Annotated in this window: 13 protein-coding genes and 1 pseudogene; 8 read left to right on the top strand and 6 right to left on the bottom strand. The window is 62.9% G+C overall.

Annotated elements, in window-relative coordinates; all coding sequences use genetic code 11:
- Positions 1–23: 23 nt before the first annotated feature.
- Positions 24–2,099 carry a flagellar biosynthesis protein FlhA gene (gene flhA / locus ACV4UY_RS04905; RefSeq protein WP_491606532.1) on the bottom strand — a complete coding sequence of 692 codons (2,076 nt, stop codon included), beginning with the start codon at positions 2,097–2,099 and terminating at the stop codon, positions 24–26.
- A gap of 228 nt (positions 2,100–2,327) precedes the next feature.
- Between flhA and metX the strand changes: the two genes are divergently transcribed.
- The 4 genes from metX to ACV4UY_RS04885 all read left to right on the top strand — a co-directional run bounded on the left by metX (position 2,328) and on the right by ACV4UY_RS04885 (position 6,683).
- Positions 2,328–3,515, top strand: coding sequence for a homoserine O-acetyltransferase MetX (metX, locus tag ACV4UY_RS04900; RefSeq protein ID WP_491606531.1), 1,188 nt, complete (start codon positions 2,328–2,330; stop codon positions 3,513–3,515).
- Between the two features lie 22 nt (positions 3,516–3,537).
- Positions 3,538–4,131 (top strand): TetR/AcrR family transcriptional regulator, encoded by a 594-nt coding sequence (locus ACV4UY_RS04895; protein WP_491606530.1) that lies wholly within the window; start codon positions 3,538–3,540, stop codon positions 4,129–4,131.
- Positions 4,132–4,203: 72 nt separating this feature from the next.
- Positions 4,204–6,192, top strand: coding sequence for a monovalent cation:proton antiporter family protein (locus ACV4UY_RS04890; protein WP_491606529.1), 1,989 nt, complete (start codon positions 4,204–4,206; stop codon positions 6,190–6,192).
- Positions 6,180–6,683, top strand: coding sequence for a DUF3124 domain-containing protein (locus ACV4UY_RS04885; protein ID WP_491606528.1), 504 nt, complete (start codon positions 6,180–6,182; stop codon positions 6,681–6,683). Before ACV4UY_RS04890 ends, ACV4UY_RS04885 begins: the two co-directional genes overlap by 13 nt.
- A gap of 133 nt (positions 6,684–6,816) precedes the next feature.
- Here the strand turns inward: ACV4UY_RS04885 and ACV4UY_RS04880 are convergent, their stop codons facing one another.
- The 3 genes from ACV4UY_RS04880 to ACV4UY_RS04870 all read right to left on the bottom strand — a co-directional run bounded on the left by ACV4UY_RS04880 (position 6,817) and on the right by ACV4UY_RS04870 (position 9,389).
- On the bottom strand, positions 6,817–7,563 hold the full coding sequence (locus ACV4UY_RS04880; protein WP_491606527.1) for a class I SAM-dependent methyltransferase: 747 nt from the start codon (positions 7,561–7,563) through the stop codon (positions 6,817–6,819).
- Between the two features lie 53 nt (positions 7,564–7,616).
- Positions 7,617–8,528 (bottom strand): site-specific tyrosine recombinase XerD, encoded by a 912-nt coding sequence (xerD, locus tag ACV4UY_RS04875; protein WP_491606526.1) that lies wholly within the window; start codon positions 8,526–8,528, stop codon positions 7,617–7,619.
- 108 nt (positions 8,529–8,636) lie between these two features.
- Complete coding sequence (locus ACV4UY_RS04870) at positions 8,637–9,389, bottom strand: class I SAM-dependent methyltransferase (protein WP_491606525.1); 753 nt, start codon at positions 9,387–9,389, stop codon at positions 8,637–8,639.
- 79 nt (positions 9,390–9,468) lie between these two features.
- On the opposite strand from ACV4UY_RS04870, the gene gloB reads away from it, so the two are divergent.
- From gloB to ACV4UY_RS04850, 4 genes are all read left to right on the top strand, one after another.
- Entirely contained in the window at positions 9,469–10,239 is a 771-nt protein-coding gene (gene gloB / locus ACV4UY_RS04865) for a hydroxyacylglutathione hydrolase (RefSeq protein WP_491606524.1), read from the top strand.
- 124 nt (positions 10,240–10,363) lie between these two features.
- Positions 10,364–12,427, top strand: a complete 2,064-nt coding sequence (locus tag ACV4UY_RS04860; RefSeq protein ID WP_491606523.1) for a methyl-accepting chemotaxis protein — start codon at positions 10,364–10,366, stop codon at positions 12,425–12,427.
- A gap of 101 nt (positions 12,428–12,528) precedes the next feature.
- Positions 12,529–13,053, top strand: a complete 525-nt coding sequence (locus ACV4UY_RS04855; protein ID WP_491606522.1) for a chemotaxis protein CheW — start codon at positions 12,529–12,531, stop codon at positions 13,051–13,053.
- A gap of 186 nt (positions 13,054–13,239) precedes the next feature.
- Positions 13,240–13,539 carry an STAS domain-containing protein gene (locus tag ACV4UY_RS04850; RefSeq protein ID WP_491606521.1) on the top strand — a complete coding sequence of 100 codons (300 nt, stop codon included), beginning with the start codon at positions 13,240–13,242 and terminating at the stop codon, positions 13,537–13,539.
- Positions 13,540–13,609: 70 nt separating this feature from the next.
- On the opposite strand, the gene ACV4UY_RS04845 is transcribed toward ACV4UY_RS04850, so the two are convergent.
- Together ACV4UY_RS04845 and ACV4UY_RS04840 are read right to left on the bottom strand one after the other, a co-directional pair.
- Positions 13,610–14,353, bottom strand: coding sequence for an energy-coupling factor transporter transmembrane component T family protein (locus tag ACV4UY_RS04845; protein WP_491606520.1), 744 nt, complete (start codon positions 14,351–14,353; stop codon positions 13,610–13,612).
- A pseudogene (locus ACV4UY_RS04840) lies at positions 14,350–15,262 on the bottom strand (hypothetical protein); the annotation flags it as partial. The gene ACV4UY_RS04845 and the pseudogene ACV4UY_RS04840, both read right to left, overlap by 4 nt.

The raw sequence follows: 15,262 nt of genomic DNA, 5'->3' as shown, positions 1-15,262 counted from the left end.
ACGGTTTTCTATCCATCATGCCATCACGAAAGCGTCACCGTGCCCAGAGAATGGACCGGGATGTTCGTGGGGATTTCGTTTTGCGACAGCACCGCCAGGTGTGGCAAAGTCGCCTCCGCCGCCTGCTTGAAGAACGGTCGCGCCCGTGCTCCGGTGATGATCACCGGCTGCTGCACATGGGCGGCGATGCGATCCACCGACTCGCGGATGCGCACCATCAGCAACCCGGCGGCCCTGGGCGCCAGGGAGAGATAAGAGCCGTACTCGCCATCGACGATCGCCTCATTGACGAGATTCTCCGCGTCCGCGCCCAGGATCAACGCCGAAAGACGTCCCTCCTCGTCCAGATAGCGGGTCACCAGCGAACGGGCCAGGGCCTGACGGGAGAGTTCCACCAACTGCGACGGCTGCTTGACGACCCGGGCGTAGTCGGAGACGGTCTCCAGAATGGTGCTCATGTCGCGAATCGACACCCGCTCGCGCAGCAGCCCTTGCAGCACCTTTTGCAGCGTTCCCAGGGTGATGACGTGCGGGATCAACTCCTCGACCAGCTTGGGTTGTCCCTTGGCGGTCAGGTCGAGCAGGTTCTGCACCTCCTGGCGGTTGAGCATCTCGTGGGCATGGGTATGCACCAGTTCGGTGATGTGGGTGGCCAGCACCGTCGAGGGATCGACCACCGTGTAGCCCATCATCTCGGCGCGCTCCCGGTCGTTGCCGGAGATCCACAACGCCGGCAGTCCGAAAGCCGGCTCCACGGTCGGGGTGCCGTCGATCCGTCCCGAGACCGCACCGCCCTCCATGGCCAGGTATTGCGACGGCTTGAGTTCTCCGCGTCCCACCTCCACCCCGCGGATCATGAAGGCGTATTCGCCGGGACGGAATTGCAGGTTGTCCTTGATGTGGATCGGCGGCACCACGAAACCCATGTCCGAGGCGAACTGCTTGCGAATGGAACGGATCTTCTCCAACAACGTTCCCTGTTGGCTCTCATCCACCAGCGAGATCAGGCCATACCCCACATCCAGGCGCAACAGGTCCAGGGCCAGGAAATTCTCGATCGGCTCTTCGGTCAGGGCTTCGCTCTGGGCGCGGATGGTCTCGGTGCGGGCCTGGACCAGTTCCGACTTTTCCAGCCGCTTGAAGAGCATGTAGGCCCAACCGCCCATCAGGATCGCCAGCAGCGAGAACGGCACGGTGGGCATGCCGGGCAAAATGGCGAACAGACCGAGCACCGCGGCGCTCAGCAGGATCACCCGCGGTTGGGCGGTGATCTGGCCACCGACCTGATCGCCAAGGTTTTCGTCCGAAGAGGCGCGGGTGACCAGGAAACCGGCGGCGGTGGAGATCACCAGGGCCGGAATCTGCGCCACCAGACCGTCACCCACGGTGAGGATGGTGTAGATGTTGGCCGAATCGGCGGCAGAGAGGTTGTGCTGGCCGACGCCGATGATGAAACCGCCGATGATGTTGATGAAAACGATGATGATGCCGGCCACGGCATCCCCGCGCACGAACTTCGAGGCACCGTCCATGGCCCCGAAGAATTCCGACTCCTGTTCGATCTCGCGCCGCCGGGTCTTGGCCTCGGACTCGGAGATCAGACCGGAGTTCAGATCCGCGTCGATGGCCATCTGTTTGCCGGGCATCTTGTCCAGGGTGAAGCGGGCGGCCACCTCGGCGATGCGCCCGGCACCCTTGGTGATGACCACGAAGTTGATGATCACCAGGATCGCGAAGATGATCACACCCACCACCGGATTGCCCCCGACCACGAACTGGCCGAAGGAGCGGATCACCTCGCCGGCGGCCCCCTCGCCCTCGGCGCCGTGCAGGAGGATCAGACGGGTGGTGGCGATGTTGAGCGACAGCCGGAACATGGTGGTGATGAGCAACACGCTGGGAAAGGAGGAAAAATCCAGCGGTCGATGCACATAGACGGTCGTCAGAAGGATGACGATGGCCAGGGAGATGTTGACGGACAAGAAGACGTCCAACAGCCAGGATGGAATCGGAATGATCATGATGGCCAGCACCATGATGATGCCGACGGCCATGATGATATCGTTCAGTCCTTTGAATCGTTTCAAGAATTGTGTCATGCTTTTCTGGCTCCCACAAGTCCACGACGAGCGTCCGGATCCGGCCCGGAGAATCCCTGCCAGATATCAAGCAAATATCATGCCCAGGATTCGAAACCCTTTTCGCGCGCATCCCCCTTCCCTTCGCGCGCGCCATGACCTTACAATGTCGGATCAGGCAAGCCCGACGCGGCTTCGCGTCGAACATCGCCCATCCACCGCACCCTCGCGCATGGTCCAAGGAATCCGATGAACACCGCCGAATCATCGTCTCCCGGCTCGGTCGGGATCGTCCAGACCCGGTATGTGGAGCTGTTCTCCGATGGCCGCGCCCCCCTGCGCCTGGATTGCGGAGCCACGCTCGCGCCGGTACGGGTCGCCTTCGAAACCTACGGCACCCTGAACGCCGACAAGAGCAACGCCATTCTCATCTGCCATGCCCTCTCCGGTACCGCCCACGCCGCCGGTCGCCATCACGCCGACGATCGCAAACCCGGATGGTGGGACAACTTCATCGGACCCGGCAAACCCTTCGACACCGAACGGTTCTTCGTGATCTGCTCCAACAACCTCGGCGGCTGCGACGGCACCACCGGCCCGTCGAGCCTCGATCCGACCACCGGCAAACCCTTCGGTCTGCGCTTTCCGATGATCACCATCGCCGACATGGCCCGGCTGCAAAAAGGGCTGATCGATCATCTCGGCATTCCGCGCCTGCTGGCCGTGGCCGGCGGCTCCATGGGAGGGATGATCGCCCTCCAGTGGGCACTGGACTACCCCGATGTCCTGCGCGCTTGCGTCATCATCGCCTCCACGCCCCGCCTCTCGGCCCAGAACATCGCATTCAACGCCGTGGCGCGCCAGGCGATCATGGTCGATCCCAACTTCAACGGCGGCGACTACTACGGCGAGAACGTCCCGCGACCGGTCAACGGCCTGGCCCTGGCACGCATGGTGGCCCACATCACCTATCTCTCCGAAAAAGGGCTGCACGAAAAATTCGGTCGCCAGCTTCAGGATCGGTGCGAACTCTCCTTCGGTTTCGAACGCGACTTCGCGGTGGAAAGCTACCTCCACTATCAGGGCTCCTCGTTCGTCAACAAATTCGATGCCAACACCTACCTCTACATCACCAAGGCCATGGACTATTTCGATCCCTTCCCGGATCCGGAAACCACGGCCAAACAACTTCACAAGGTGGCGGCGCGCATGCTGGTGATCAGCTTCGACACCGACTGGCGTTTCGACACCTCCCGCTCCAAGGAGTTGGTCAAGATGCTCAACTGGCATCAGAAAAACGTCACCTTCGAGCAGTTCCGCTCCATCCACGGCCATGACGCCTTCCTGCTCGATGATCCGCTCTACATGGAGTCCCTGACCTCTTTCTTGAAACGGATGCACATGGAAACCCGGCATCCGACCCAAAGCGACCCCTGATCATCCGGAGGAGACCCGAACCATGGGACGCACCAGCGACGCCAAGGAACGTCTGATCCAGAGCGGCATGGAACTTCTGCACGCCGGCGGCTACGCGCGCGCCGGAGTCCAGGAGATCTGCGAGCGCGCCGGGGTGCGCAAAGGAAGTTTCTACCACTTCTTCGCCTCCAAGAGCGCCCTGGGACTGGCGGTTCTGGAACGGTTGCACGACGAATCCAGCCGCCTGCTCGCCGAGGCCCTGGCCCCGGATCTCCCCCCGGAGGGACGGATCGCGCGCCTCTTCGACCGGGCGGCGGAAATCCAGGAACTGTTCCTCACCGAGACCGGCGCGGTCAGGGGGTGTCCACTCGGCAACCTGGCCCTCGAGATGAGCAACGAGGACGAAACCTTCCGGCTCTATCTGACCCGCGTCCTGCGCGAGACCATCCACCACATCGAAGAGGCCATCGCCCCGCGCGAGGAGAGCAGGACCATGGCCGAGGCGATCCTCTCCCTGCTCGAAGGGGCGATCCTGCTGGCCAAGGCGGAAAACGATCCCGCGGTGATCCGACGCATGGGCGAGATGGCCGCGCGGATTCTCATGGCCCCGTTCTCCAGCACCTCCCTGCCGCCCTGATGCCCATGGACCATCCACCGCATGGACCTCGGGTTCCGTGCCTCACTCTTGCCAATTGAAGATCCTACGACCATGGGTATCGCGACCGACCTCATCATCATCGTTCTGGCTGCCCTGCTCGGCGGCGGCATCGCCAACCTGCTGCGCCAACCGCTGATTCTCGGCTACATCCTGGCCGGAGTGCTCGTGGGTCCGCACACCGGCGGCATCACCGTCACCCAGATCCACGACATCGAACTTCTGGCCGAGATCGGCGTGGCCCTGCTGCTCTTCGCCCTGGGCCTGGAGTTCTCCTTCAAGGAACTCCAGCCGGTGCGCCGCGTGGCGCTGATCGGCACCCCCATTCAACTGGTCGCATGCCTGGCGCTCGGATTCGGCGTGGGACGGTGGCTGGGATTCACCACCACCGTCTCGTTGTGGTTCGGGGCGATGATCTCCCTGTCGAGCACCATGGTAATCCTCAAAACCCTCATGAATCAGGGCTACATGGGCACCCTGTCGAGCCGCGTGATGATCGGCATGCTGATCGTCCAGGATCTGGCCGTGGTCCCGATGATGATCATCCTGCCGGAACTCGACAACCCGGACATGGGAATCTCGGTTCTGGGTTGGGCCGCGATCAAGGCGATCGCCTTTCTGGTCGTGATGCTGCTGCTGGGCAATCGCCTGCTGCCGTGGCTGATGCGCCACGTCGCCCGCTGGAACTCCCGCGAACTGTTCGTGCTGTCGCTTCTGGCCGTGGGGCTCGGGGTGGGCTACGCCACCTATCTGGTGGGACTCTCCTTTGCCCTCGGCGCCTTTGTCGCCGGCATGGTGCTGGCCGGCTCCCACTTCGGCCACCAGGCTTTGAACGACATCACTCCGGTACGCGATCTGTTCGCCATGCTGTTCTTCGTCTCGGTCGGCATGATGCTCGATCCAGGCTATTTGTTCAACCACCTCGGCCTGGTGCTCGGCCTTGTCCTGTTGGTCAGTCTGGGCAAGGGAACGATCTTCTTTATCGTGACGCGCCTGTTCGGCTACGGCAACGTCGTACCCTGGGCCGTGGGGCTGGGACTCTTCCAGATCGGCGAATTCGCCTTCATTCTGGCGCGCATCGGTCACGCCGAGGGCGCATTCGACGCCGATACCCACACCCTGTTCTTGACCGTGGCCATCGTCACCATGCTCGTCACGCCCCTCATCTCGGGACTGACCACCCCGCTCTATGCCCGGGTGCGCGACCGGACGCCCCAGCCGACGCATAACTTCGCCCCGCCCAAGGAGAGCCTGAACGGACACGTCGTGGTGATCGGAGCCGGACGGGTCGGCACGCAGATCGCCACGGTGCTGCGCCGCGCCGCGATCCCGCATGTGGTGGTGGAGATGGAGTTGGGCCGACTGGAGAAGCTGCACAACCAGGGATCGCCGGTGATCTACGGGGACGCCTCCAGCGACGTGGTGCTCCACGCCGCCCGGATCGACCAGGCGCGGCTGGCGCTGGTGACCCTGCCGGACCCGGTCGCCAGTCTGGCGGTGATCGCACACATCCGCGCGTCACGCCCCGATCTGCCGTTGATGACCCGGGCCACCGGCATCGACCACATCGAGGCGCTGCGCGAGGTGGAGGTGACCGAGGTGGTCTGGCCGCACCTGGAGGCCGGACTGGTGATGGCCCGACACGCCTTGACCCTTCTGGAACTGCCCGCCACGGCGATCCACCATCTGACCCAGCAGGTGCGCCACGAAAGCTACGCCGCCCTGGGGGAGAACGGCAACACCTTTCAAACCCTCAACCGCCTGCGCGAGGCCGAAGGATTGTTCGATCTGGAGTGGGTGGCGATTCAGGAGGGATCCACGCTTGAAGGAACCACCCTGGGAGGCTCCGAGGTGCGTACCCGTACCGGGGCATCGGTGTTGTGCGTTCTTCGGAACGGCGAGATCCACGACAATCCAGGGGCCGGATTCCGCTTCGAGGCAGGCGATCTGGTGGCCATGATCGGCACCCGCGAAGCGCGCGTTTCCTTTCACCACTCATGCCGATCCCAGGCGATCCCGGAGGCGATCCCATGCCCAATCTGAAACCCGTTCGCACCTTCGCGCTGCTCTTGGTCCTCTCGTTCGCCGCACCGACGAGCCTGCTCCGCGCCGACGATCCACCGCCCCTCTCGGCGGGTCAGACGCTTTACGTGCCAACCTACTCCTCGGTGTGGCACGGCAATCTCAACGAACGGGGCAGGCCCGCGGAGATCCTCCTTTCCGCGATGTTGAGCATGCGCAACACCGATCCAAAGTACAGCCTGACCCTCACCTCGGTGAAATATTACGATACCGCCGGCAAGCTGTTGCGAGAGTATCTCCAGGAACCGCGCACGCTCGGCCCCATGGGAACTGTGGCCTATTTCGTCGAGCATCAGGATCGGGAGGGGGGAACGGGCGCCAATTTCGTGGTGACCTGGCGGTCGGAACGGCCCATCAACCAGCCGATCGCCGAGACCGTGCAGGTCTATCACTGGGGAACCCAGGCCAAGGCATTCATCAGCCGGGGCCAGGCGATCCATTCGCACGACTGAACAGCCGGTCCGTGCGGACGGCGAAAAAACGCGTGACCCTTCTGGAACGGCCAAGCAATGGTGAGCCGGTCCGTGCGGGGGGCGGAGAAACCGGATCACGACCACCACGCCCCACTCTCGCACGCGGGCTGGCTCACCTCCCGACCCGCAACGAGAGCGGCCATGTCACGCGCCGCGACCGCTCCGGGTCGCCCCAGACGGCCCGGAGACCAGGGACCAACCGCTCCACCGGATCGACGCCATGCACCTGCCGATAGCGCGCCGTGGCCGACCAACTGGCAAAATAGCCCAACAACTGCTCCAGATTCCACGCCACCGTGATGGCGAACGCCGGCGGTTCGATGCCCTGAAACGGAAAAGGCAGATCGCGATAGCCATTTTCCACCAGACGCCGCTCGGGGGGCCAGTGGGGACCGACCTGGTTGGCATAGAAATCCCAGGCCAGGTCGTTCACCGCCTCGCCCTCGACCCGCAACACCCCGTAACACCAGGCCGCGCACACCCCGCCCGGTTTCAAGACCCGCCGAACCTCGGCCTGAAACGGCTCTGGATCAAACCAGTGGAGCGCCTGGGCCACGGTGACCAGATCCACCGAGGCGCTCTCCAGACCGCTCGCCTCGGCCCTGGCCTGGCGATAATCGATGCGCGGATGGGGTTGTGCCTGGGCGATCTGCTCGGCACTGGCATCGGTGGCCACCACCTTGGTGAAAAAGTCGGCCAGAGCCGCAGAGGCCTGTCCGCTGCCCGCGCCGCAATCCCAGGCCAGTTCGCGTTCCCGGCACTGTTCGGCCAGCCAGGCGAACAACTCGGGCGGATAGGTGGGACGACTGCGCGCGTAATGATCGGAAACGGTGGAGAAGTGATCCTTGAAGCCGTTCATCGTCGTTTGACTCCCTTCAGAATCGATGCGTTCGAAAAACCGCCCAGGGTCACTCACGACTCCCGCACGCGACCCGACCTGGGATGATACCGGGCATGCACCTGGCGCAGGCGATCGTTGGCCACATGGGTATAGATTTCGGTGGTGGTGACCTGGGCATGACCGAGGAGCATCTGCACCCCGCGCAGATCGGCGCCATGTTTGACCAGATGGGTGGCGAAGGAGTGGCGCAGACCGTGCGGGGAGATGGTCTTGAGGATCCCGGCCATGGCCGCGTGACGACGAATGAGGTACCAGAAGTTCTGGCGTGTCATCGCCTCGCCGCGCGCGGTGACGAAGAGGGCGTCGGTGGGCGGGCTTCCCGCCATCAGCAGCGGGCGGGCCTGGCGCACGTAGCGATCGAGCAGGGCCAGGGCAGGCGCGTGGACCAGCACCAGGCGCTCCTTGTCCCCCTTGCCGACCACCCGAAAGAATCCCGCCTCGGCATTCAGATCGCCAGAACCGATCGAGACCAGTTCGGACACGCGCATGCCGGTGGCATAAAGGATTTCGAGCATGGCGGCATCGCGCAGACCCAGCGGGGTGGCCCGATCCGGCGCGGCGAGCAGCGCTTCGACCTCGGACTCGTCGAGCACCTTGGGTAGGGTGCGTCGTTTCTTGGGTGCGGACAAGAGTCGGGACGGATCGTCGCCGCGCACCCCGCGCTCCAGCAGATGCCGGAACAGACGTCGCACCGCCGAGAGTTTGCGCGCCACGGAACTGGCCATCAGGCCGCGCTCGGCCAGATCGGCCAGCCACGCGGAGAGATCTTCACGGCTGGCGGTGGACAGATCGCCGCCATGCGCATGCAAAAAGGCCGTGAACGCCTCCAGATCGTTGCGGTAGGCGGTGATGGTGTGATCGGCCAGGCCCCGTTCCACCAGCAGTTCATCGAGAAAGGCTTGAATGCGTTCGAGATCAATCATAAACCGGTTTCCATGAACAGTGGGGCACGATCGGGACGGCTGGGCGGTTTTTTAGTGAACCGGTTCTCCAAACCCACCCCGAGGCAGCGCGACGGAACAGCGGACTATTCATAAACCGGTTTCTTCTCTTTCGCAGACGCGGTTGTTGCCGATCGGAACCGGGACACGGCGCGTTCTCTTGACCAAACGGCTTCCCGCATCGATCACCGGCACGGCATAAACCACTTTTTCGGCTTCACACAGGATCACCCCCCCGAGTGGGGCAAACCAGCGCGCGCCGGCCTTTTCCCAGGCCTGAGCCCCGCCCAGCCAGCTTTCCCCCTGAAAGGGGGGCATGAACAGGGCATAGCAGGACTGTCGGGAGAGAAACAGCGACTCTTCCAGGGTGACGCGCAACTGGCTCGGAGAGAACGGACGCCCCCAGCCGAACGGAGTCATGTCGCGCCTGGCCCACAGGCCGCCCCGGTTGGGCACCAGCACCAGAACCCGACCGCCAGGCACCAGAACGCGCCAGGTTTCACGCAAGGTTGCGCGCGGGGATTGCACACCCTCCAACAGATGGGTCATGATGATGCGGTCGAAGGACTCGTCCGGAAACGGCAGGGCATCGGGTCGCACCTGGGCGATGCGGTTGTCCCCACCCTTGGGCCAGCGCGCCACCCCCATTTCAGCGGGCGAGGCACCGAGGATCGCGCCCAGATGCGGGGTCAACGCCTTGAGATAGGGATGGGGAAAGCCGAATCCAAGGGTCCGCTCCGCGGGTCTGGCCCCCAGCCAGCGTCCCATCGAATCGGCGATCAGACGCGCGGCGGTCTCGCCCAGCGGGGTATTGTACCAACTCTGCAACCGGATCGCGTCCACGCGCCGCACCTAAACCGTCATGAGGATCGGGCGGCACCCACCGGTTCCACCCAATCCGACCATCCAAGGAGTCACCCCCATGTCCCAGCCCTCCCTGAACATTGAACCCGTACTCGTCGGTCGCGACAATCTCGTCTGGATGATCCCGACCGCCACGAAGGCCTATGCCGTCGTCGATCCCGGCGAAGCTGGCCCGGTCGTGGCTTTTCTCACCGCACGCCAGGCCACCCTTTCGCACATTCTCATCACCCATCACCACGGCGATCACATCGGCGGGGTCGAACCCTTGCGCACGCAGTATAGCCCCTTCGTCCTCGGCGCCGAGACCGACGCCCAACGCCTGCCATCGCTCGATCTGACCGTCCGCGAGGGTGACCGCGTGGCCTTGAACCGCACCCTCATGGCCGAGGTGATCGAACTCCCCGGTCACACCCTGGGTCACCTGGCCTACCGGGTCGGCGACGGACTCTTTAGTGGGGATACCCTGTTCGGTTTCGGCTGCGGACGTCTTTTCGAGGGAACGCCCACACAGATGTGGTCTTCTCTAAGCAAACTGCGTGCCTTGCCCGACAATACCCGGCTGTTCGCCGGCCATGAATACACCCTGGTCAATCTCGACTTCACCCGATCCCTGGACCCGGACAATCCAGAGTTGGACGAACTGCATCACCGGTTCATGACCATCCTTGATGATGGTGGTTTCACGCTCCCCCATCCGCTCCAACTGGAAAAACGACTCAACCCCTTCCTGAATGCCGACAACCCGGCATTTCTGGCGCGGATCGGGCTGGCGGGTCTGGATCCGATCTCGGCCTTTGCCACCCTGCGCGAACGCCGCAACCACTATTGATTTTGATCAATTCACGATGAACAGAAAGCTGGCAAGTTGACGAAATCATCGATAAGATGTATCAAGGAAATTTGTGACCACCCCTCACAATGAAAAATGACGAACCGCCAGGAGAATATCAATCATGAAAGATTTGAAATTGGGCATTAAACTCGGTGCCGGCTTTGGTCTGGTGCTGCTCTTGACCGCCTTTGTCGCCATGAGCGGCTACAGTGGCTTGATGGGACTGGCGGACCGCATCGACAAAAGCAACGACATGTCCATCATTCTGGAGCAGATCGCCAAAGCGGCCATCGCGGAAAAAAACTTCATCATCCGCAAGGATTTCAAACTGGTGGAGGATAACCAGAAAGCCCTCGACGCGCTGAAAAAACAGGCGATCATCGACCGGGACCAGAAATTCAATGCCGCGGAAGACAAGTCCGCCATGGATGAGGTGGTCAACCTGGCCGAGGGGTATGGCAAGGCTTTCGCCCAGTACGTCTCCCTGGAAAGGACCCGCAACGAAAGCCTGGCGCGCATCCGCGACATCGCCGACAACACGGTGCGCGTGGAAGCCACCAAGATGCAGGAGGATCAAGCCAAAAAACTGCACGAACTGCTCGCCCAACCTCTGGAGAACCCGGCGGACAAAGATGCCCAGGCCAAGCGATCGGCGGCCATCGAGGATCGCGCGATCAAGGCGGCCAAGGCTGGGCAACTCCTGATCGACTTCAAGGATGCCCGCATCGGCGAGAAAGAGATCTTTCTCACCAGTGGCCAGGATGAAAAACAGGTCCAACGCAACCGGGCCGGCTCTGACGGCGCCTTGAAAAATGCCAAGGAGTTGCTGGCAAGCTTCAAGCAGCCCTCCAACATCGATCAGGCCAAGAAGGTCATCGCCGGCATCGAGCAGTACCAGAAAGAGATGACCACCATGGTCGAGGCGATCAACGCCCAGAACAAGGCCGAGCAGGAGTTGGTCCAGGCTCGTCGCAAGGCCGAAGAGAAGGTCGATCATGTGGTCGAGGGACAAAAAGCCAAGGCTGCGGCCCTGATCCAATCCTCCTCCACCATGGTCACCCTGGCCAGCATCGGCGCGGTGCTGCTCGGGCTGATCATCGCCTTCCTGCTCACCCGGATCATCGTCTCCGCGCTCACCAAGGGTGTGGTGTTCGCCCGTGAGATCGCCGGGGGTGATCTCACCGCCACCATCGATCTGGAACAAAAGGACGAAGTGGGCCAGTTGGCCACAGCCTTGAAAGAGATGGCCGCCAAACTCCGCGAGGTGATCGGCGAGGTATCCGCCGCCGCCAGTCAGGTGTCGGCGGGCAGCAACGAAATCTCCAATGCCGCGCAAAATCTCTCCCAGGGAGCCACCGAACAGGCCGCCTCCATCGAGGAGACCTCCTCGGCCATGGAAGAAATGACCTCCAACATCCAGCAGAACAGCGACAACGCCAGCACCACTCAGACCATTGCCCAGAAGGCCTCCAAGGATGCCGAAGAGGGCGGACAGGCGGTCGGAGAGGCGGTGACCGCCATGAAGGAGATCGCGGCCAAGATCGGCATCATCGAAGAGATCGCCCGTCAGACCAACCTGTTGGCCCTGAACGCCGCCATCGAGGCGGCCCGGGCCGGCGAGCACGGCAAGGGCTTCGCGGTGGTGGCCGCCGAGGTGCGCAAACTGGCGGAACGCAGTCAGACCGCCGCCGGCGAGATCAGCCATCTCTCCTCCTCCAGCGTCGAGGTGGCGGAGCGGGCCGGCGGGATCATCAACAAACTGGTTCCAGACATCCAGAAGACCGCCGAGTTGATCCAGGAGATCGCCGCCGGCAGTCAGGAGCAGAATCAGGGGGCCAGTCAGATCAACCAGGCGATCCAGCAGTTGGATCAGGTGATCCAGCAGAATGCCGGCGCCTCCGAGGAGATGGCCGCCACCGCCGAGGAGTTGAGCGCCCAGGCGGACATCATGAACACCTCGATCTCCTTCTTCAAGATCGGCAACCACGGAACCACGGTCGCCCCGCGCGCCAAATCCGCCCCGACCCGCGCCAAGGCGGGCACCCCGGCCAGACTGCCGGCACCGACCGCCAAACATACCCCCAAGGCCCTGCCCGCGCCTGCCGCGAAATCGGCCAGGGGTGGTGGGGTCAATCTCGACATGGGAGCGGGTCGCCCTTCGGATGACGAGTTCGAGACCTTCTGATCAACGGTACGTCTCCGGGGAGCCCCATTTGTCCAGGCTCCTCGGAGTTCCCCATCCCGCGCAAGCGGGATCCCGTTCCTGAAAAACAAGGAGTACAGCTCATGCCCATTGCCGGACTGACCACGGTGACGCAATTTCTGACCTTTCACCTCGAGCAAGAGGTGTTCGCCATCGACATCTCCAAAATCAAGGAGGTTCTGGAGTACAGCGACGTCACCAAAATCCCGCGCACCCCGGATTTCATGTGCGGAGTGATCAATCTGCGCGGCAGCGTGGTGCCGGTGGTGGATCTGCGCGCCAAATTCGCCATGCCGCACAGCGAAAAAACCGTCAACACCTGCATCATCATCATCGACGTGATCCAGGAAGACGAAACCACGGTGATCGGTGCCATGGTCGATTCGGTGAAGGAAGTGATGGAACTCGACCCGAATCAGATCGAACCCGCGCCGCGCATCGGCACGGGGCTGCGTTCGGATTTCGTGCGTGGCATGGGCAAACAGGGGCAGCAGTTCGTGATTCTGCTCGATACCGATCGGCTCTTCTCCCACGAGGAACTGTCCGTGTTGCAGGATGCCGGAAGCAGGAGCGGGACAAAATCGTCCCAAGTCGAAAATGCCGCTTGATTGTCCTCTCCAAAGGGATTATTAACAGTAACGGAGCGTGCATTTCCTTGAAGGAGCCAGAAAACGACCGTTTTTGTTATAATGAAAATTATACTCAAAACGTTCATCCCCCTCCAAGGCGATCCCCCTCCAGAGGAACCCATCATTCGCTTTTGTGCCTTGTTCCAAAGTTCCAAGGAATACCCCATGCCGATCACCACCCATGAAGAGGGCAATACCGTCACCATTCTGTTGGACGACAAATTCGTCTTCAGTGACCATCGCGCCTTCCGCGGCACCTATCACGACCGCCCGTCGGCCACCCATTACATCGTCGATTTCCGACGCGTCTCCTACATGGACAGCTCAGCCCTGGGGATGTTGTTGCTGCTCAAGGAGGAGGGTGCCGGCGGGGACCGGACGCGCGTGAAACTCCTCCATTGCAACGAGCAGGTCAAGAAAATCCTGGAGGTCGCCAACTTCTCCCAGTTGTTCATCCTGGAGTGACCTGTTGTCGTGCCGGGGGGATTCCCGCCCCCGGCATGCCCCCCCAGCGACGATCATTCTGGTTATCCGATCACAATCCGATCCATGCCAGCCACAAAAGAGCCGGAGGCACGCTCCAGAACCACTCCCGCCACCCCATGACGGAAGTCATGCCAAAGGTCAGCTCAGGCAACCGGTCAAACCCCAACACCCGCAACCCCTCTTCACGTTGCCGCAGATCGATCAGCAAACCACGCAACAACGCCGCCGCGCCAAAAGCCAAGCGTTCCAGACGCTCGATCCCCCCCGATCCATCACGCTCGCCCTGACGCATGCGCATCTCCTGACGCACCCGGATCGTCTGTTCCTGAAAGCGCGTCAACCCGGTGAGACAAAAAACCAGGATCGACAAGCCACGCCGCACCGGAAGCCGGAACCTCTCCAGCCAACCGAGGTAGAAACCCAACCCGGAAGCCAGTGCCAGCGGCGTGATCATCCGACCCAGTGCCAGGGCCATGGCCACGAACAGCAGCAAACGCAGGGCCTGACTGAACCCCGCCAACATCCCCTCGCGGGTCACCCATGTCAGGCCAGACGCCAGAAACTCACCCGGTGTGAGCAACGCATGGGTCATGAAAAGAGCGAAAAACAGCCAGCGCAAACGGAAAAGGCCGCGTCCCAACTCCCGCCCGGAGAGAGACGCGGCCCGAATGACCACCAGGACCATGCCACACGCAATCCACCAATGCAGTGACACCAGATCCGCGGACAACACCACCGGCCACAACAAGCCGAACGCCAGCAACAAGGCCCGTGCGTCCCGATGCCCGCTCACCGGGTGATCCGCAGCTCCCGCTTTTTCGCCCCCTCCTCCACCTCGAAGGGAATGAACTCCCAGGCGGGGGCATGATCCTCCAGCGCGCCGGCGGAAGGCCTGGCAGCGGTCGTGTCGGCCTGAAAGGTCTCAAAATCGAACGAAACCATCTCGATCCCCTCCGTGCCGTGCTCGAACGGAGATCGCGCCGTGGCAACCGAGGCCGACGGATCGAACTCCCAGGCGTCGGGGGCGACATCCGCGGATTCAAGGCGCTCCACCAACGGTTCCGGCTCCCTTTCCACCGTCGCTTCGGCGACATCGGCCACCACCTCGACCGCTGGGACCACGGACGCGATCGGGGACGTCATGGAGTCGGCCACGGGCGAGAAACGCGGCGCTTCGGAGGGGGCTTCGGCCACGGGCGAGAAACGCGGCGCTTCGGAGGGGGCTTCGGCCACGGGCGAGAAACGCGGCGCTTCGGAGGGGATGGACACGGGCTCACCCTTTGAAAACGGTCTGGTCTGCTCAGGCGAGGCGACCAGGGCTTCGCGGGCGGCACGGTCCAGTTCGGCACGCAACGTCTCCTCGCTGGCCGTCAAGCCATCATCGATCCCCCATTCCCCGGCATCCAGACCCTCGAACCCGTCCAGGTCCCCGGCAACGCCCCAATCCGGATCCCCATTGAAGGCCGGTTCGCGCACCAGATCCAAACCGGTCACCTCCAGCGACGCCAGGAAAGCCTCGGCATCCCCCGTGTCCGCCGCGTCCAGCGCCATCGCGCTACGCCCGGCCTCGACGGCCTCGACCGCTCCCCGCCCGGCTTCGACCGCTCCCGATCCAGCCTCGACCGCTCCCCGCCCGACCTCGACCGTTCCCGATCCAGCCTCGACCGCTCCCCGCCCGACCTCGACCGTTCCCGATCCAGCC

It is taken from the genome of Candidatus Magnetaquiglobus sp. (assembly GCF_058402785.1).
Note: the sequence above shows the minus strand (reverse complement) of the source record. Positions and strands in the feature narration are given on the sequence as shown.